Source organism: Halalkalibacter sp. HAAS-P014, from assembly GCF_056619965.1.
On the sequence record NZ_JBWQTV010000017.1, the window covers coordinates 161,501 to 180,437 of the forward strand.

Below are 18,937 nucleotides of genomic sequence, written 5' to 3' on the forward strand. Positions count from 1 at the left end.
CCGTGTAAGCCTAGGAATATACTCAAAGAGGGTGTAGCTATGTATGAACAAGTAAAAAGCCAATTACTATCAAATTTAAGGACGAATCGTTTCTATTCTTTTTTACTTTACTTAAATAATAGGAGAAAAAATGATTTCTTATATTATAAAAGGATAAAGGAATTACAAAGAATTATGAAATACCAATCGATTAAAACATTTTTTCAACCAATTCTTAAAGTGAATTCAGGAGAAACGATAGGTTTTGAAGTCTTAAATCGTCCTTCTTCATCAAGCCTATTTTCGAATACGGAAACATTTTATGATTTTGTTGGACAATCTAATCAAGTTTTCGCATTTGAATGTTTTTGTAGAAACATTTCACTTAAACGCTTTTTTGAAAGATTTAAAGAGGATGGATTTAAAAGGAACACATTAATATTTATCAATATTCATCCTAATGTCTTACTTGATTTAAATTATCATAGTGGAGAAACTCTTCAAATATTATCTAAGCTTGGAATTGAACCGAAACAGGTAGTTTTTGAATTGACTGAGAAAAGCGCTGTGGAAGACTTTTCACTGTTTGAACAGGTTCTTTCAAATTATCGTTCACAAGGGTTTCGCATAGCTATTGATGATGTAGGGTCTGGATACAATAGTCTAAAAACATTAATTTATTTAAAGCCTGAATTTATAAAAATAGATAAGTCACTTATTCAAAATATTGATCAAAATATAGAACAACAACAGTTGGTAAAATTAATAATCGATTATGCCAAACAATCTTCTTCTGAAATTATCGCAGAAGGAATTGAGCGAATGGAAGAATTTTCTTTTATACAGAAACAAGGAGTAGATTACGGTCAAGGATATGCTCTAGGTCAACCAAAAGAAGAAGTGAAACTGGGAAGAGTACCACAATATAATACTACATCACGACATCTCTCAGCCGATTTAAAGTTAGGATAGTATGGTAGAAAAGGGATGAAAGCTATGGTTACATATATTGGTGAAATTGTAGAACCTGTTCCTAGTGTTTCTAAGTTTGAGATAAATAGTACAATAGACAAGGTTTTTAAAAGAAATCCAGGAATACAAGGAATCGTTGTCTTAAATGAAGAAGTCCCAATTTCTCTTATATCAAAATCGTATTTTTACCAAAAAATAGGGACCCAATATGGGTATCATCTCTTCATGGGAAGATCAGTTGAATTAATGCTTCATTCAGATTCTCTTATTGTCGATTATTTTCAATCCATAACAGAAGTAAGCAAGTTAGCAATGGAAAGGGAAGAAAAGAATCGTTATGATTATGTAATTGTAACAAGAGAAAATAAATATATCGGCGTTGTTAGTATTGAAAGATTATTATTTAAGTTAGTTGATATTCAAGTAGAATTTGCAAGCTACTTAAATCCCCTAACTGGATTATCGGGAAACCATATTATTGAAGGAAAATTAAATGAAGTTATTAGAAAGGAAAAGTACAGTATTTTATACTTTGATTTAGATTATTTTAAAGCTTATAACGATAGGTATGGATTTAAAAAAGGGGATGAATTTCTCCAAACTACTGCAGAGCTTCTAAAAAAATATTTTGCCAATAAAGGTTCTTTTTTAGGTCATATCGGTGGAGACGATTTTATTGTTATTGAAGAGCATTATGATATCTATAATAAATGTCAATCGCTCATTAAAGATTTTGAAAAGATAACGAAAGAATTTTATACTGTCACTGATTTTTTGCAACAATATATAGTCGCTGAAAACCGGGAAGGGATAAAAGAAAAAACAGCACTTGTATCATTATCTATTGCGATTGTCACAAATCAAAATCTAGTATTTAAAAATGTAGAAGAACTTGTGGAGTATTCAGCAATAGTTAAAAGACGATGTAAAAGTGTTAGTGGAAGTTGTTGTTTAATTAATATGTAGGGAAGCAGTAGTGAAAAAAGGGGAAATCACCCCTTTTCACTACTGCTTCCTATTAATAATTATTATAATGGGAGCGCGAGAAGAACGATATTTTAAAAGATACACTTGCATAAGATGAACATAAAGGAAAAATGAAATGTAATAATACAATTTTTAATTTATAATAAAAACATGAGTTGAAGGGAGGTAGAGATTGGTGAGCACAAAGGAAGAAGTAATAAAGTTAATTAAAAATTTACCAGAAAATGCAACTCTCGAAGATATAATGAGGGAGCTTTATGTAAGATCAAAAATTGATAAAGGTATTCAAGAATTAAACGCTAGAAAGGTTTTTTCTCATGATGAAGTTAAGGAGAAAATGGGGAAATGGCTAAATTAAGATGGGCAGAATCAGCTGTAAAAGATTTAAATAATATATGTACCTATATAGCTGAAGACCCCGAAGAATATGCAAGGATGTTTGCAAGAAGAATAATGGATATAATTGAAACTACTGCGGTCTTTCCATACTCTTGTAGAATTATTCCGGAAATGAAACATGAAATGATTAGAGAAAAAGTGTTATTGAATTATAGAATAATTTATCGTATTAGTAATGATACAGTAGAGGTAGTTCGAATAATTCATAATGCTAGAAATTATAATGATATAAATCAATAAACATCATGGCAAAGAAAAAATGGCTGTGATGTTTATTTTGTTATTCGAATAAAATGATATTTGTGCAGTAAGGTATGTCTGATATTGTGAACATTGTACTTAAAGTAACGCAGCTATAGTTGAAAAACAAAAATTAAATTACGATAAAATATACATATATTAAAAAGCTGTAATTGACAGCTCTTCTTTTTTAGAACTATAATCGTAATGATTACGATTTACATCGATCCGATGAATAAATTTCAGAAGAAGAGGATAAGAATGGTTATTAAATCGTAATGATTACGATTTTGGAGGGATGTTAAAGTGGCAAATTGGGATCTTAGTGAAACGAAGCATCATGTGTTGTTTTGTAATGGGAGTAGTTGTAATAAGTGGGGAGCTGAAGATGTCACACAAGCGATTCGCCATGAGATTTCCAAAAGAAACTTAGATGAACTTATACATACAACAAGGACTCGCTGTAACGGGCGATGTGATGATCGTTGTGTGGCAGTCGTGTATCCTTCTGGGGAATGGTACAAAGGATTGGTGCCAGAGGATGCGAGCGACTTTGTTCATTCACTTGTGTTAAATCGAGATCTAACAGGGAAAGTAAGTCATACATATACGGGTGAAGGGTTTGCACGTGTAGAGGGAATTTCCAAAGGGATCTCTAAAGACCCGGAAAAGGTAAAGAAAGTGTCAAAACAATATTAAGAGAGAAGTGATGTAATGGTTTTTGCCAAGCAATCAAAGATTCCAGTAACGATCGTAACAGGTTATCTTGGAGCTGGGAAGACAACTTTACTTAATCGTATTTTAATTGAAAAACATAATAAAAAGATTGCTGTCATTGTGAATGAATTTGGTGAGGTTGGGATTGATAATCAGCTTGTTGTGGATTCTGAGGAAGAAATTATAGAGATGAACAATGGGTGCATTTGTTGCACGGTCCGTGGTGATTTAATAAAAATTCTTCGTACTTTACACTTTTCAATGGAACAAGGGCATGTGCATTTTGATCAAGTAATCATTGAGACGACGGGCTTAGCTGATCCGGCTCCTGTTGCACAAACATTTTTCGTTGATGAGATGTTGCGCGAGGTGTTTGAGGTAGATAGTATCGTCACAGTTGTAGATAGTAAACACATTACAAAACACTTAGATAAAAAAGACGAAGCCCAGGAACAAATTGCCTTTGCCGATGTGATTGTTTTTAATAAGCAAGATTTAATCAATGCTGATGAAATCAAGCAACTAGAAGCAAGGGTCAGCCAAATGAATCCAACAGCTAAAAGACTTTATGCCGAGAATTGCCAGATCAATCTAGATGACATCTTAAATATTCTTACTTTTAATGTCGATCATAAGCTGAATGTTAACCCACATTTTCTAGATGATCATCATCACCATCATCATGATGATCGTGTTTCTTCGATTGCGTTTACGGAAGAGAGGCCCCTTGATATGAGCAAGGTAGATCGTTGGATGAGCTACTTGGTTCAAGAAAAGGGAGAAGATTTACTTCGTTATAAAGGGATACTGAATATCGAAGGGATGCAAGAAAGAATTGTGTTTCAAGGATTACATATGTTGTTCACAGGTAAACCTGACAAGAAGTGGAAAGAGGGAGAAAAAAGGAAAACGGAACTAGTTTTCATTGGAAGAAATCTAGATAAGGTTGAACTAGAAAAACAATTTAACGAATGTATTGTGAGTTAAGAGTAGGCTACGTCAAGTAGCTTACTTCTTGCTTAGGTGAAACTAGAAAACTAGGGGAAGTACACTTCGCAAATCGTAATCATTATGATTTAGGAGGAGCAAATGGAGAAGTGGTATGAAGAACATTTTAATGAAGACTATTTAAGAATCTATAAACATCGTAATGATGATTTAGCTCATAAGGAGTTAACTCAATTAATGAAGTTTGTGCCAACGACAAAGGGTCAGTTATTACTAGATCTATGTTGTGGGAATGGGAGGCATAGTAGGTGGTTTGCTAAACAAGGCTTTCATGTAACGGGGGTTGATTTGTCACCTACATTATTAAATGAAGCACAAAGGAAAGAATACGGAAATGACATTCATTATGTGCGCTCAGATATGAGAGAACTCTATTATAAAGACGATTTTGATGTAGTTGTTAATCTCTTCACAAGCTTCGGCTATTTTAAAGAGGATGAACAGAATATAAAAGTGTTAGCGAATGTTTATGATGCACTGAAAACAAATGGATATTTTGTCTTTGATTATTTGAATCCATCGTTCTTAGAAAATTACCTTGTCCCTTTTTCAAAGGATGTCATTGATGACCTTTCTATTCTTCAATATCGAATGATTATCGACAATACGGTAGTAAAGAAGATCAAAGTAGAAGATAAAGGGGCATTAAGAGAGTATGAGGAACGAGTAAAGTTATATGAACGCCAGAAATTAGATGTGATGTTGGAAGGAGTTGGGTTTACCATTCTCCATACATTTGGTGATTATGATGGTAGTAGGTATGAGAAAAATGATTCTCCCAGGTTGATTTATGTTTGCCAGAAGAGAAGGAGCGATGAAAGGGAAAGAAATGGGTACTTTAGAAGTTACTAAGCGAAAGATGAACGTATCTTCAAGTCTTCATCTGAGATCCCCTGTTTTCTTAACATGGTGGATGCTCATCATCCTAACAATATCAATGACCATCTCAGTGATGGTAGGTGCTGTTACGATTCCCCCTCTTACTGCGTGGAAGGTAATCTTATCAAAGATTTCGTTCATAGAACCTTACATCATAGTGGATTGGTCACGTGCTGAGCAACAAATTATTTGGGAGCTTCGATTTCCACGAGTGATATTAGCAGCTGTAGTTGGTGCGGGGTTGTCCCTTGTTGGAGTGGTTATCCAAGCACTTGTTAGAAATTCATTGGCGGATCCATATATTTTAGGTGTTTCTTCTGGTGCATCGGTAGGGGCGACACTTGTCATTATTTTCGGTGCTTTCTCTGTGTTTGGACAATTTGCCTTGTCAACAGCTGCTTTTGGTGGTGCGTTGCTTTCTGTGTTACTTGTGTTTATTCTATCGCAAGTAAATGGACGCATTTCCACGGTTCGACTTTTGCTAGCCGGAATTGCTGTATCTATGATGCTTTCAGCTGTTACTAGTTATATTGTCATTTCTGCTCCACGTGAAGAAGGAATTAGAGATGCAATGTTTTGGATGATGGGGAGTGTGGCAGGTGCAAAGTGGTCACAGCTACCAATACCATTATTTAGTCTCATACTCGCTTTGATAATACTAAGGCTTCTTGCAAGACCTCTTAACCTGATGCTTATGGGGGAGGATGCAGCAGCAACCTTAGGTGTAGATAGTCAGAGGTTAAAGAAGTGGCTAATTGTTTTAACGGCGCTATTAACGGGTGTATTGGTTTCTGTTAGTGGTGCTATTGGATTTATAGGATTAATGGTACCTCACATGGTTCGATTAGTGATCGGCTCTAACCATCGATATGTGCTTCCACTTAGTGCATTAGTGGGGGCGGTTTTTCTGATTTGGGCGGATTTAATTGCAAGAACAATCGTAGCGCCACAAGAACTACCGATCGGAATTATTACGGCTTTATGTGGAGGACCATTCTTTATTTGGCTATTAAGAAAAAGTTCGTACTCATTTGGGGGAGGTGGAGAAAAATGAAATTAGTTGTTGATGAGTTAGTTACTGAATTAAATCACCAAGCCATTGTTCAAGATGTTAGCTTCAATGTAAACGAAGGGGAATTTGTTGGGGTAATTGGTCCAAACGGAAGTGGGAAATCGACACTTCTAAAGACGTTATATCGAGTGCTCAAACCTTCTGAAGGTGCAGTTATGTTAGATGATGAAGTAATTACTTCTTTTCATCATAAAGAGTTTGCTAAAAGAGTAGCTGTCGTAGGACAGGAAAGTTCTGTTCCTTTTGATTTTTCCGTTCTCGATATTGTCCTTATGGGAAGAAATCCACATAAACGTTTACTTGACCAAGAAACAAAGGTTGATCATGACATTGCTATAAATGCACTTAAACATGTTGGACTAGATGGTTATGAACAGCGCAGTTTTGCCACATTGTCTGGTGGAGAGAAGCAGCGTGTCATTATTGCTAGAGCGATTGCACAAGAACCTAGCTTCTTTATCTTAGATGAACCTACGAACCATTTAGATATTCACCACCAACTTCATATTCTCGATGTATTACAAGGTTCTAAGATGACGGTACTTACTGCCCTGCATGACTTAAATCTAGCAGCCTCTTATTGTGATCGGCTCCTTGTTATGCAGGATGGTAGATTGGTAGCAAACGGGCCACCAAAAGAAATTCTCACAAAGCAACTATTAGAGGAGGTCTTTCAAGTAGAAGCAACTATATGGACACACCCTTTAACTCAAAAAGTACAAGTCCTGTATGTTTCACCAGGAATGAAACAAGGAATATTTGATCTTCAGCTAAAAAGCTGGCTTCAGAGCTAAGGAAAGGTAGGGCTATGGGGAATTATCCATATAAAGAAGATGCTTGGGATGGTGGTGGATCTCCATTATCTAACACCGTACAGAAAAATGGTCATTCATTTTCAGTAATTGTTAAATTATCAAGAAGAGAGTAGGAAGTGGAATGAAGAAACTAGTTCAAAGAGCTATCTTAGGTTTAGGAATTGCAGCCATTGTCGTTGCTTGTTCAGAAGCAGATGGATCTAGTCAACAAGTTAATGGAGCAGAAGAAACATCACAAAATGAAGTAGTAGAAATTCAAAACGGGGATCGCACATTAACAATCTCTGAAGTGCCAACACGTGCGGTAACATTAAATCAGCATGTAACCGAAGTAATGCTGGCTCTTGGGCTAGAGGATCATATGGTAGGAACCGCTTATTTAGATGATGATGTGCTACCTGAATGGAAGGAAGCGTATGAGTCGATTCCAGTTCTAGCTGAACGTTACCCGTCTCAAGAAGTCTTTTTAGACGTTGAACCTGACTTTGCATATGCAGGGTGGGGCAGTGCGTTTAATGAAGAAGCGATTGGTACGGTAGAGGAGTTGCAGAGCTTCGGCATAGACGCATACCTTCATCAATCTTCTACAAAAGTAGGACCGACACTTGAAGATATATACGAAGATATACGTAATATTGCCAAGGTTTTCAATGTTAGTGATAGAGGAGAGGCGTTAATTAGTGAGCTAGATGATGATATTAACGAATTAAAGAAACAAATTCCAAGTGACCAACCTGAATCAAGAGTATTCGTTTTTGATAATGGCGAAGCAGCACCATTTACAGTTGGACAAAACTTCTTAAATCAAATTATTACGATGGCTGGAGCTACGAATATTTTCTCTGATATAGATAAAAATTGGGCTGAAGTAAGCTGGGAGGAAGTTGTCGAACGAGATCCTGAGGTCATCATCATTGTTGACTACGGTGAAACAACTGCAAAACAGAAACGTCAACAATTACTAACACATCCAGCATTAACGGATGTGACAGCTATTAAGGAAGAGAATTTTATTGTTCTGCCACTTTCATCAGCAGCAGAAGGAGTTCGAGTGGCAAAAGCATTGGAGATAGTAGTTGAAGGTTTATATTAAATTATAATGAATGCATGTGAATTTTAATTCGGAATGATTACGAATTAGGATAATGAAAGGTGTGATTACATGCTTCAAGACCTTTATCGAAAAGTGGTGATGGATCATGCAAAGTATCGTAGGAATGCAGGTGTGTTGGATGGGGAACAAGTTAAGAAGGTTCACTATAAAAACCCGACATGTGGAGATGTCATCACATTGTATATAGATATCGAAGAGAATAAGGTCAAGAATGTTTCATTTGAAGGAGAAGGTTGTAGCATTAGCATGGCTGCCTCCTCGATGATGACAGAATTAATTAAAGGAAAAAGTCTAGGTGATGTTTCGGAGCTAAGGTATGAGTTTGAGCAATTGATTCGAAACGGAAAGCTAGCGAATGAAGAAGTTGATCTTCAGGATGCGATGTCACTTGAAGGTGTTCATAAGTTAAGAGCAAGACATAACTGTGCATTAATGGCCTGGCAGGCTTTAGATAAGGTATTAGCTGATGTAAAAGGGTATAAAGGAATGAAAGGGTAACTGTGAGGTGTTAGAATGAAGAAAAAAGTTGAGGTTGTCATTTTAAGTGGATTTTTAGGGAGTGGAAAAAGTACATTATTATCTCGACTTCTTTCCTATGAAAAGAAAAAGGGACGTAAGGTAGCTGTGCTAATGAATGAGCTTGGAAAAGTGAGTATCGATTCATCTGTTGTCCCTACAAATATCCCTTTAAAGGAAATGTTAAATGGCTGCATTTGCTGTTCGATACAAGGAGAACTGAGTGCCCAATTAAAAAGCATGACAGAAGAGCATGAACTTGATGTGATTTATATTGAAGCAACTGGAGCTGCCCATCCGTTAGATGTGCTTGACGCATGCACTCATCCTTTGTTATTAGAAACGATTCAGATTCATGCAATTATCACTGTAGTGAATGCAAAGCAATGGCTAGATCAAAAGATGAATAACAAGCTAAAAAAATTGATTACGCATCAAGTGAAATTTGCTGATGTAGTACTAATTAATAAAATCGATCAATTAACCGTAGATGAATTGACAAAAGTAAAAGCTACTATTGAACAGGAGAATCCTTTAGCAGTAAAACAAGTGGTGACATTCTCTGAAATGGATATGTCTATTCTTGAAGGCCCGAAGGATCCAAAAGATAGGTTACAAACGAAACGGTCTGAGATCAAAACAGATGTTACAAGCCTACATTTAAAAACTTGTGCCATTTCAATGGAACAACCTATAGACCGTATTCAACTAGAGGATTTTTTGGAAAAGAATCAAGAGCAACTTTTAAGGGTGAAGGGATTTATCCAATTAACAGATAGCCCTGCAATGTACTTGTTTAATTATGCATATGGATATCCAATGTATGAACGGATAAAGTCCCATGTTCAAGTAAAGCCTGTATTGGTTTTTATAGGGGAGGAACTTATTCAACGAGACTTGGAACAAAGACTTAAGAGACAAGAAGTGTTGAAATAATCCTTTCGAGGGAGCGCAATGGCTCGACACGTTACGCGCCTTACTATGAGAAACCCACTCATAGTAAGGCTTTCAAAAGAGAGTAACGGCTTCGCTCATTGCCTGTAGGGTAGTGAAAAAGGGAAAAATGCCTTCTTTCACTACCCTTACGTCTCTTTCTTCAAATGTGGACAATACGGACATTTATTTGTTGCAGGTAACTCCTTTAATAAACAGCATGTGATTCGTTTATAATTGGCAGCTGCTTCTTCAAAATTTTGACCATTAAGGAATAGCTGAAACATGGATTTGCGAGTATGTGGGTGCCAAACAGAATAATCTAGCAGTTTCTTTAAGTCTTTTTTCCCTTGTTCTAATTCGAGTTGACTGTACATCCACTGAACATACCCCCAAATATTCTCCCATAGTGTAATTTTGGATATATGACCAAGCTTCGACATGCTTTGGACGACATGATAACCAAATTTTTCAAGTATCATCGCTAAGTCGTTTTCTTGAGTATCCCTAAGGTATTTGGGGTCAATCGTAAACGTAATTCCACCTTCACTTTTCACTAAATATATATTTTCTAAAGAGCCGTCCCAGATTTTATGATGTGCTTTTAGGAAAAGTTGGGCTGCTATAAAAAAACCATATCGACGCATGAAGATAGAAGTTGCTACCGAGTCATTTGGAGTGTCAAATGACTGTTTAATATAGGGTAACAACTGATCCGTTTTTCCGTTAAGCATGTCATCAACTGACATAAAGCCGGTTGGTTGATCCTCCACTTGGACCTGGAATCGTTTAAGTTCTTCCAGGTTAACCACTTTTTATCGCCTCATTAGTAGGGAAAACACATCGACCTTTCCCATAAGGAATACAATGGGGAGTTCCGAAAATTGGATCCGTTGCTACCTGACACTCCATTCCAAATACACTTCTAACTAGCTCACAATTAATGATTGACTCGGGTGCACCTTGGTTAAATACAGAGCCATCTTTAATGGCAATGATATTGTGTGCGTAGCGAGAAGCTAAATTAATATCATGTAACACCATAATAATGGTGCGATTTTGTTTTTCATTTAATTCAAATAAAAGGTCCAATATTTCGATTTGATGGGTCATATCTAAATAAGTTGTTGGCTCATCAAGCAAAATAATTTCCGTATCTTGTGCAAGGGTCATCGCAATCCAAGCCCGTTGACGTTGACCACCTGATAGTTCATCTACTGGTTTGTCACGGAGCTCAAAAACACGAGTTGCTTTCATTGCCTCTTCAACTGTTTCTGTATCTTCCTCCGTCCAGCGTTTTAACCATGACTGATGTGGATATCGTCCTTGTTTTACTAAATCCTGCACAGTTAGTCCTTCGGGAGAGATAGGGGATTGTGGTAAAATACCCAATTTTTTTGCCACTTCTCTTGAAGACAAACGAGTAATGTCTTTTCCTTCTAATAGAACAGAACCATCTGCAGGTTTTAACAAACGTGCCATGGAACGAAGTAGTGTCGATTTTCCACAACCATTACTTCCCACAAATACCGATATTTCGCCTCGTGGGATCGATAAGTGTAAGTCTTCAAATAGTAAATGGTCATGATAACCTATAGACAATTTATTCGCTTCAATAGGTGTCCTCATTACAAAATCCCTCCGTGTTCAATGTAGACTAAATGATAAGGTTTATCAATGAATATAGTGTAACACAAAAAACACTAAAAATGAGAATCATTTTCGTTTAATTTCTCAAACCCCCTTTACAAAAAGGAAAAAAGAAATTAGACTTATGAATGTATTGAGAGTGATTATCATAATCATGTTGTCATCTAGATGAAAAGAGAAAAATTTTGGAGGAGTCATAATGAAAAAGCAATTATTAATCGTACTTACTGCAATATTCCTGTTAGCAGCATGCTCGTCGACAAATGAGGAAGCAGCCACAACAGAATCAAAGCCTGAAAACGGTAATGAAGTAACGATAGAAGGTGTAAATGGGGAGGTTACATTAGATTCTCCTGCACAGAAAGTTGTCGTTTTGGAATGGACTTATGCAGAGAATTTGTTAGCTCTTGGCTTGCAGCCTGCTGGAATGGCCGACATTGAGGGATATGGGGAATATGTAAATATTGAACCACAACTTAATGAAAGTGTTGTAGATGTTGGAGGAAGACAAGAACCGAATTTAGAAGCAATTGCTTCGATTGAACCTGACTTAATTATTGGTGTAAGTTTCCGCCATGATACAATGCTTGCAGAGTTAGAGTCCATTGCGCCAACGGTTATTTTTAATCCTTATCCAGAAGATGAAAGTATTAATTTATATGAGGAAATGGAAATGACGTTTAATGAAATGGCAAAAGCAGTAGGGAAAGAAGCGGCAGCGGAGCAGGTTCTATTAGATCTTGATAAAAAATATGAAGAGGCAGCAGCTAAAATCGAGGGAGCTGATCTTGCTACCAATGATGTGATCTTAACCCTTGCTTATTCGGGGGCACAGGCACCAGAAATTCGCGTATTTACACCGAATTCAATGGCCTCAATTATTTTAGAGAAAATTGGTTTGAACAACATCCATGAACCTGAGCAATTTGAAATATTTGGATCGAGTACATTTAATGTTGAAGGCTTAGTTAAATATGAAGAGGCAAACTATTTGTTTACGGTACCGGACACTGACAATATATATGAAAATCAGTTGAAGGATAATAAAGTTTGGGAAAATTTAACCTTTGTACAAGAAGATAGACTTTTTGATCTTGGAGCAGATACGTGGTTATACGGGGGACCACTCTCAGCAGGTACTCTACTTGATCAAATTACTGATACAATGGTGAATAACTAATGGTTAAGCAAAAAATAAAGTCTCCTGTCCTACTGACAGGGGGCTTTTTCCTACTAGTTATTTTATCGATTATTCATTTAACACAAGGGCAGGCAGACTACTCCATTTCTGAGCTGTTAGATCAGGTATGGGTAGAAGGACGTGTTCAAGACATTGTATTATCTCTCAGACTTCCACGACTTGTTATAGGAATTTTGGCTGGTGGTGCATTAGCAGTCTCTGGAGCGGCTCTACAAACGTTAACGAAAAACCCTCTAGCCGCACCAGGAACGCTAGGTATTAATGCAGGAGCGTTTTTCTTTGTCGTCACGGCTACCATTTTCTTTCCTAGTTTTATTGGGAATTTCCCTTTTATTACTGCATTATTAGGCGCAATCGTTTCATCCATCATGGTAGTAACCTTAGCAGGGCGTCAAATGGAGCCTGTCCGTGTAGCATTAACAGGGATGATTATTTCGTTATTATTTGCCTCCATTACGGGGACACTTCAACTTTTATTTGAGAAAAAAACAAATGGGCTATTTTTATGGGGATCAGGTACACTTATTCAATTAAACTGGGATGGAGTAAGCTTTGCCTTACCAGTCATTATAGTCGCCTTTCTCGGGGCTTTACTCTTAGCAAAACCATTGGACACATTATCCCTTGGAGAAGATGTTGCTACATCACTTGGACAAAAGGTTTCTTCTATTAAATTAGCAACATGGGCTGTAGCGATTGTTTTAGCAGCTGTAACAGTGAGTGTTGTGGGACCTATTGGTTTTATTGGCTTAATGGCACCACACATTGTTCGGATGCTAGGGATTAAAGGTCATTTTATGATATTTATTCATTCGTTCCTTTGGGGAGCGATCATGCTTGTTGGAGCAGATGTGTTAGGGAGACTAATACAACCTGGACAAGAAGTACCCGTAGGAGCAATGACTGCTCTGATCGGGGGACCATGGTTACTCTACTTAGCCTGGAGAACAGCTCGATCTATGAAAAGTTCAGATCGACAAATGGGTGGAACGACAAAACCTATTAAGCTAGGAGTTATTCTACCAATCATATCTTTATTAATCTTGGTAAGTATCGTGGTAGCTTTTTCTTATAACGGGGTAGCATGGAGTTTCGATTGGACGAATACTACTGTATGGACCTTCCGTATTCCACGAGTATTAACAGCTTTCATAGTAGGTATGATGCTTGCAGTATGTGGTGTTTTACTGCAAGGGGTACTTCGCAACCCTTTAGCGGAAGCTAGTGTCATTGGAATTACCTCAATGGGCGGAGCAGGAGCTATGCTGTTTCTTGTTATGTTCCCAGGACTACCACCTTCTTTTATGACTCTAGGGGCTACTATCGGGGCGGCAACAGCGTTATTGATTATCTTATTAACAGCTTGGAAGAATAATTTTCAGCCGATGCTTGTAGCATTAATGGGTATTGCGATTGCTGCATTTGGTTCTGCTGCGACACAAGTATTTGTGGTAAAAGCAAAGCTCGCAGTGGCAGGTGCCCTTGTCTGGTTATCGGGCAGTACGTATGCATTGGGGTGGAAAGATGTTCAGCTTGCGTTGATTCTATTCCTTCTTTTTATAGGTCCTGCTATTTATTTGACCCGTAATTTAGATACATTAACCTTTGGTGATGATGTTGCAGCAGGGCTAGGGTTGTCCGTTCGATCTACTAGAGTGTGGGCATTAATTATCGGGGTTGCATTAAGTACAGCTGCCGTATCACTAGTTGGTACCATTGGCTTTATCGGACTTGTTGCACCTCATATTGCAAGAAGATTAGTAGGTTTCCATCATTTTCCTTTACTAATAGTATCAGGGTTGCTAGGTGGCTTACTATTAGTTGTAGCTGATTTGATTGGAAGAACAATTATTACACCAAATGATATACCAAGTGGACTAGTAGTTGCGTTGATTGGTACACCGTATCTATTATATTTATTACGAAAAATGAAGTAGAATATATAGAGAATTGAAGTTGAAATGAGGTCAGTAATATGGAGAGGGTAAATTTTAATGAAAATGCTATTACTTCTGAAGAGGATCTACGAGAATTAATCAAACACCCTCATAAGCTAGTAGCAAATAAGAGCATCTCGGTACTAGATAAGCACTGCAAACATTTTATTTCGATGGCACCAATCATGTTTCTGGGAACATCTAATAGTGATGGGAAATGTGATGTTTCTCCTAGAGGAGACCAACCAGGTTCAATAAAAGTCTTAAATGATTATCAATTAGTAATTCCAGATCGTCCTGGTAATAGAAGATTAGATTCTATCCTGAATATATTGTCTAATCCACATGTGGGATTAATCTTTATTATTCCAGGAATGGAAGAAGTACTACGTATAAATGGTCGTGCTACGATAATCAAAGACAAAGATATTTTAAGCAGTATGAGTTTGAAGGGGAAGCCTCCTATACTAGGGATAGGGGTAGATGTAGAAGAATGTTTTATCCATTGCCCGAGAGCACTAAAGGAGTCCAATATTTGGGAACAGGAGCTATGGTCTAATAAAGACAAGGCTCCTTCCATGATGACAATCTTTCAAGAGCACTTAAAGATAAATGGGATGAAAATAGAAGACTAAGAGGAGGGGAGTGATAAAGGGGAAAATGCCCTTTTTTACTCCCCTTGCGTCTTTAAACCATGTAGCGAACTGAAGCAATATGGGTCTTGGACAATTTGATGACTTCCTCAATCAATTCTTCCTCAGAAGCTTCAAAATTCGTGTTGATCCAATTGATTAGAAGACCATATAAGCCATATGCTGTGTAGCGTTTGAAATAATCCATATTGACAGGTAAGTTGTTAATGGTTTTAAATTCGAATTTCTCCTGGTAGATAGTTAAGATGGTTTCTGGGAATTTTGTATGTATTTCAGGAATGGTGTCTTGATAATTTATTAATTCAAAAAAGTTACGATTCTCATAGATATAAGTAATAATTTCAAAAGATCTTGCATTGAGGTACTCTGTATTTACTTTTTTGTTGTATTGATATGGTTTTCCTACAGCCTCTTTTAGCCCTTCGAATACGGTATGAAGCAGTTCTTCTGCTAAATAGAACTTATCATGGTAGTGGGTATAAAACGTACTTCGGTTATATTTTGAATGCTCGACAATATCTTTGACTGTGACAGTACGGAAACCTTTCTCTTTAATTAACTCAATAAGTGCTAGTTGGAAGTGTTCTTTTGTTCTGCTTTTGCGTAATGTTATAGGTTGTTCCTCCATATAATTCCCTCCAATAATCATCAGTTTTATCACAAATGTATAGAAAATAGACAGTTAACTAAAGTATGTCTATTTAGTAGACTTTTTTAAAAATCTTGATGGTTGGATCATATCAAAAATGATTATACAATAGTTTTGTAAACGTTTTCTCGGGGTAAATAGTATATAGATATTATAACAGGGGGGAATTAAAATGGGTAAATTACAAAATAAAGTAGCTGTGATCACTGGTGGTGTATCTGGTATCGGTGCTGAAACAGCGCGTCTATTTGCTTCAGAAGGGGCAAAATTAGTATTAGTAGATATGAATGAAGAAAAAGGGGCTGCTTTTGAAGCAGAGTTAAAATCTAATGGATCTGAAGCTCTTTTTGTGAAAGCAGATGTAACAAGTGAAGAAGAAGTGAAGAATATCTTTAATACAACAGTATCTACTTTTGGTAAAGTTGATATTTTATTTAATAATGCTGGAATAGGCGCTGTAAAACCAACAGAAGAATTAACATATGCAGAATGGAGAAAAACTGTAGAAGTTGATTTAGATGGTGTCTTTCTAGTTGCACAAGCTGCGATAAAAGAATTCTTGAAAGCAGGTAGTGGTGTGATCGTTAATACTGCTTCTATGTATGGATTGGTTGGTTCGCCTGGAAGTGCGGCATATAATGCAGCAAAAGCTGGTGTTGTGAACTTAACTCGTTCCCTTGCCTTAGAATTTGCAGAACGTAATATTCGTATCAATGCATTATGTCCAGGATTTATTGAAACACCAATTTTAGGTGAAACAGATAGAGAATTTCTATCAAATGCAACACCAATGAAACGTCTAGGTAAACCAGAAGAAATCGCAAAAGCGGTATTGTTCATGGCTAGCGATGATTCTACTTTCATGACTGGTAATTCCATAGTCGTTGATGGTGGATACACTGCACAATAATAAGGTGAAATTGTAAATTTTAAACAAGTGGACATCTTCCCGCTATTTGTGGGGAACGCTAAAAATTATGCAGTTTAATGTTAAAAAACGAACTGGATATCTTGCAATTTTGTTAATGTAATCATTAGTAGAAAGGGTGAGCTACATGGAAAGATTTGAAGGGAAAGTTGCACTAATTACTGGAGCAGGATCTGGTCTAGGTCGTGCAGCTGCATTACAGGTAGCAAAAGAAGGGGCGAAGCTATCTTTAGTTGATTTAAATGAAAAAGGATTACAAGAAACAAAAAGCGAGGTTCAAAAAGTAGCTCCAAATGCTGAAGTGCTTTTAGTAACTGCGAATGTCGCTAACGAAGATGAAGTGAAAAATTATGTAGATAAAACAGTAGAAACATTTGGAACAATTGATGGTTTCTTTAATAATGCAGGAATTGAAGGGAAACAAAACTTGACTGAAGATTTCGGTTCTGATGAATTCCGTAAAGTTGTGGAAATCAATCTAAATGGTGTATTTTATGGTATGAAATATGTTCTTAAAGTGATGAAAGAAAAAGGTAGTGGCCATATCGTAAATACTGCTTCTGTTGGTGGGATTCGTGGTGTTGGTAACCAATCAGGCTATGCGGCAAGTAAGCACGGGGTCGTGGGTTTAACACGTAACTCAGCTATTGAGTACGGTCAATTTGGTATTACGATTAATGCGATTGCCCCAGGAGCCATTATGACACCAATGGTTGAAGGATCATTAAAACAAATTGGTGGAGAAGATGGTTGGGAAGAAGTAGGTAAAGCGTTTGTTGAGCCTAACCCTATGAAACGTTTTGGTAAACCGGAAGAAGTAGGTTACCTAACTGCCTTCCTTCTATCTGATCAAGCAGCATTTATCAATGCAGCTGTTGTACCAATTGATGGTGGACAATCTTATAAGTATTAAGTTATTAATAAAGCCTATAATTTGCCTGCCCTCTAGTGCGTCTTTAAGGAAAAAATCCCCATTAACACATGTGTTGATGGGGATAAATTTTTTAAAAGATATTAAAGCACTAATGCTGGTTTTTTTAAGAAATCTATCTCAATCTCATTTTTTCGTGGTTCGCGTTTGAAGAGATATTGCCCATTGCGAATGGAGGCAAGGACTTCTGCACGCTCACGAATAGCTTCATAGGCATCTTGTGCATCTAACACGATAAAGTTAGCTGGTTTTCCGGCTTCAATGCCATATTCATCGTTAACTCTCATAATGTTAGCGCCGTGGTACGTGATCAGGTCGAACGCCTTATTAATTTCATCAATGTGAGTATAATGAGCTAAATGGATACCATTGTCTAAAATGTTCATCATATTTCCATTTCCTAATGGGTACCAGTAATCAGCTATGGAATCTTGAGCAAACGCTACATTATTTCCGTTATTTAATAGCTCTTTCACTCGTGTTAGACCACGACGTTTTGGATAATCGTCACCACGACCTTGTAAATGTGCATTTTCAGTTGGACACGAAATAAAGTTAATTTGTGATTCTCTAAATAAACCTAACATTTTATTCGCATAACTGTTCTCTACGGAACCAAAGCTACATGTATGACTTGCTGTGGTATATTGCCCGTAGTTTTTTTCCATAACAAGCGCATTTAAAACCTCTAAAAATCGACTATTTGGATCATCGTTTTCATCACAGTGAATATCAATCATGACGTTATATTTTATTGCCAAGTCTACTATGCGTCTTAATGATTCGACACCATGTTCATAGGAAATTTCAAAGTGAGGAATCCCACCTGCCACGTCAGCACCCATTTCAAGTGCTTTTTCCATCAATTGTTCTGCCCCTTCATATCTGAAGAATCCTTCTTGAGGGAATGCGACAAGTTGTAATGTAATGACATCTTTCAATTCTTCACGAAGTTGAATTAAAGCTTTTAGTCCTGTTAAATTGGGATCAGTAATGTCTACATGTGAACGGAAGAATTGAACCCCTTTGCTCAATTCTTTTTGAACCCCTTTAATCGCACGCTCGCGAACCATTTCTTCCGTCAATGACTTCTTATTATTACTCCAGCGCTGGATTCCTTCAAATAATGTACCAGACACATTGGCATTTCCTTCGCCCAGTCCTGAAAAAATATAATCTAAGTGTAAATGAGGGTCAACATAAGGGGGCAACACTAAACGGCCTTCTAAATCAACCACTTCTTCAGCGTTTTCTAGATTATTACCTATTGCTTTAAATTGACCGTTTTCTACTAAAATTTCGCTGGAGTTTGGCTCTCCATATATAGTCGCATTAATAAATTTCTTCATATATACAT

General features: G+C 36.9%; 21 protein-coding genes. 17 read left to right on the forward strand and 4 right to left on the reverse strand.

Features of this window, described 5'->3' with window-relative positions; all coding sequences use genetic code 11:
- Positions 1-39 precede the first annotated feature (39 nt).
- The 12 genes from AC1FXZ_RS15005 (at position 40) to AC1FXZ_RS15060 (ending at position 9,634) form a co-directional block, all read left to right on the forward strand.
- Positions 40-951 (forward strand): EAL domain-containing protein, encoded by a 912-nt coding sequence (locus AC1FXZ_RS15005; protein ID WP_480055039.1) that lies wholly within the window; start codon positions 40-42, stop codon positions 949-951.
- Between the two features lie 24 nt (positions 952-975).
- Positions 976-1,917 carry a GGDEF domain-containing protein gene (locus AC1FXZ_RS15010; protein WP_480055041.1) on the forward strand — a complete coding sequence of 314 codons (942 nt, stop codon included), beginning with the start codon at positions 976-978 and terminating at the stop codon, positions 1,915-1,917.
- A gap of 196 nt (positions 1,918-2,113) precedes the next feature.
- On the forward strand, positions 2,114-2,296 hold the full coding sequence (locus AC1FXZ_RS15015) for a hypothetical protein (protein ID WP_480055043.1): 183 nt from the start codon (positions 2,114-2,116) through the stop codon (positions 2,294-2,296).
- On the forward strand, positions 2,284-2,577 hold the full coding sequence (locus AC1FXZ_RS15020; RefSeq protein ID WP_480055045.1) for a type II toxin-antitoxin system RelE/ParE family toxin: 294 nt from the start codon (positions 2,284-2,286) through the stop codon (positions 2,575-2,577). Before AC1FXZ_RS15015 ends, AC1FXZ_RS15020 begins: the two co-directional genes overlap by 13 nt.
- 306 nt (positions 2,578-2,883) lie before the next feature.
- Positions 2,884-3,276, forward strand: a complete 393-nt coding sequence (locus AC1FXZ_RS15025) for a (2Fe-2S) ferredoxin domain-containing protein (RefSeq protein ID WP_480055047.1) — start codon at positions 2,884-2,886, stop codon at positions 3,274-3,276.
- A 15-nt stretch (positions 3,277-3,291) separates the two neighbouring features.
- Positions 3,292-4,281, forward strand: a complete 990-nt coding sequence (locus tag AC1FXZ_RS15030) for a CobW family GTP-binding protein (protein ID WP_480055049.1) — start codon at positions 3,292-3,294, stop codon at positions 4,279-4,281.
- 102 nt (positions 4,282-4,383) lie between these two features.
- On the forward strand, positions 4,384-5,154 hold the full coding sequence (locus AC1FXZ_RS15035) for a class I SAM-dependent methyltransferase (protein WP_480055051.1): 771 nt from the start codon (positions 4,384-4,386) through the stop codon (positions 5,152-5,154).
- Between the two features lie 61 nt (positions 5,155-5,215).
- Positions 5,216-6,235 (forward strand): FecCD family ABC transporter permease, encoded by a 1,020-nt coding sequence (locus AC1FXZ_RS15040; protein WP_480055217.1) that lies wholly within the window; start codon positions 5,216-5,218, stop codon positions 6,233-6,235.
- Positions 6,232-7,047 (forward strand): ABC transporter ATP-binding protein, encoded by an 816-nt coding sequence (locus tag AC1FXZ_RS15045; RefSeq protein ID WP_480055053.1) that lies wholly within the window; start codon positions 6,232-6,234, stop codon positions 7,045-7,047. Before AC1FXZ_RS15040 ends, AC1FXZ_RS15045 begins: the two co-directional genes overlap by 4 nt.
- A gap of 142 nt (positions 7,048-7,189) precedes the next feature.
- Positions 7,190-8,161, forward strand: coding sequence for an ABC transporter substrate-binding protein (locus AC1FXZ_RS15050; RefSeq protein ID WP_480055055.1), 972 nt, complete (start codon positions 7,190-7,192; stop codon positions 8,159-8,161).
- Positions 8,162-8,230: 69 nt separating this feature from the next.
- Positions 8,231-8,680, forward strand: coding sequence for a Fe-S cluster assembly sulfur transfer protein SufU (gene sufU, locus AC1FXZ_RS15055; protein ID WP_480055057.1), 450 nt, complete (start codon positions 8,231-8,233; stop codon positions 8,678-8,680).
- Positions 8,681-8,695: 15 nt separating this feature from the next.
- Positions 8,696-9,634: a CobW family GTP-binding protein gene (locus tag AC1FXZ_RS15060; RefSeq protein ID WP_480055059.1), complete on the forward strand. Its 939-nt coding sequence runs from the start codon at positions 8,696-8,698 to the stop codon at positions 9,632-9,634.
- 146 nt (positions 9,635-9,780) lie between these two features.
- Here the strand turns inward: AC1FXZ_RS15060 and AC1FXZ_RS15065 are convergent, their stop codons facing one another.
- Both AC1FXZ_RS15065 and AC1FXZ_RS15070 read right to left on the reverse strand, forming a co-directional pair.
- Positions 9,781-10,443, reverse strand: a complete 663-nt coding sequence (locus AC1FXZ_RS15065) for a hypothetical protein (RefSeq protein ID WP_480055061.1) — start codon at positions 10,441-10,443, stop codon at positions 9,781-9,783.
- Entirely contained in the window at positions 10,436-11,260 is an 825-nt protein-coding gene (locus AC1FXZ_RS15070; RefSeq protein ID WP_480055063.1) for an ABC transporter ATP-binding protein, read from the reverse strand. The genes AC1FXZ_RS15065 and AC1FXZ_RS15070 overlap by 8 nt, the downstream gene beginning before the upstream one ends.
- Positions 11,261-11,480: 220 nt before the next feature.
- Here AC1FXZ_RS15070 and AC1FXZ_RS15075 point away from each other — a divergent pair, with 220 nt between their 5' ends.
- Genes AC1FXZ_RS15075 through AC1FXZ_RS15085 form a run of 3 tightly spaced genes read left to right on the forward strand, consistent with a single transcriptional unit; the run spans position 11,481 to position 15,054 of the window.
- Positions 11,481-12,461 carry an ABC transporter substrate-binding protein gene (locus tag AC1FXZ_RS15075; protein WP_480055065.1) on the forward strand — a complete coding sequence of 327 codons (981 nt, stop codon included), beginning with the start codon at positions 11,481-11,483 and terminating at the stop codon, positions 12,459-12,461.
- Positions 12,461-14,419 (forward strand): iron ABC transporter permease, encoded by a 1,959-nt coding sequence (locus tag AC1FXZ_RS15080; protein ID WP_480055067.1) that lies wholly within the window; start codon positions 12,461-12,463, stop codon positions 14,417-14,419. The genes AC1FXZ_RS15075 and AC1FXZ_RS15080 overlap by 1 nt, the downstream gene beginning before the upstream one ends.
- A gap of 38 nt (positions 14,420-14,457) precedes the next feature.
- Positions 14,458-15,054: an MSMEG_1061 family FMN-dependent PPOX-type flavoprotein gene (locus tag AC1FXZ_RS15085; protein WP_480055069.1), complete on the forward strand. Its 597-nt coding sequence runs from the start codon at positions 14,458-14,460 to the stop codon at positions 15,052-15,054.
- A 52-nt stretch (positions 15,055-15,106) separates the two neighbouring features.
- Here AC1FXZ_RS15085 and AC1FXZ_RS15090 read toward each other — a convergent pair whose 3' ends face one another.
- Positions 15,107-15,700, reverse strand: a complete 594-nt coding sequence (locus tag AC1FXZ_RS15090) for a TetR/AcrR family transcriptional regulator (protein WP_480055071.1) — start codon at positions 15,698-15,700, stop codon at positions 15,107-15,109.
- Positions 15,701-15,893: 193 nt separating this feature from the next.
- Here AC1FXZ_RS15090 and AC1FXZ_RS15095 point away from each other — a divergent pair, with 193 nt between their 5' ends.
- Together AC1FXZ_RS15095 and AC1FXZ_RS15100 are read left to right on the forward strand one after the other, a co-directional pair.
- Positions 15,894-16,631, forward strand: coding sequence for an SDR family NAD(P)-dependent oxidoreductase (locus tag AC1FXZ_RS15095; protein ID WP_480055073.1), 738 nt, complete (start codon positions 15,894-15,896; stop codon positions 16,629-16,631).
- A 145-nt stretch (positions 16,632-16,776) separates the two neighbouring features.
- Positions 16,777-17,562 carry an SDR family oxidoreductase gene (locus AC1FXZ_RS15100; RefSeq protein WP_480055075.1) on the forward strand — a complete coding sequence of 262 codons (786 nt, stop codon included), beginning with the start codon at positions 16,777-16,779 and terminating at the stop codon, positions 17,560-17,562.
- Between the two features lie 101 nt (positions 17,563-17,663).
- Here AC1FXZ_RS15100 and AC1FXZ_RS15105 read toward each other — a convergent pair whose 3' ends face one another.
- Positions 17,664-18,929 (reverse strand): amidohydrolase family protein, encoded by a 1,266-nt coding sequence (locus AC1FXZ_RS15105; RefSeq protein ID WP_480055077.1) that lies wholly within the window; start codon positions 18,927-18,929, stop codon positions 17,664-17,666.
- Positions 18,930-18,937 lie beyond the last annotated feature (8 nt).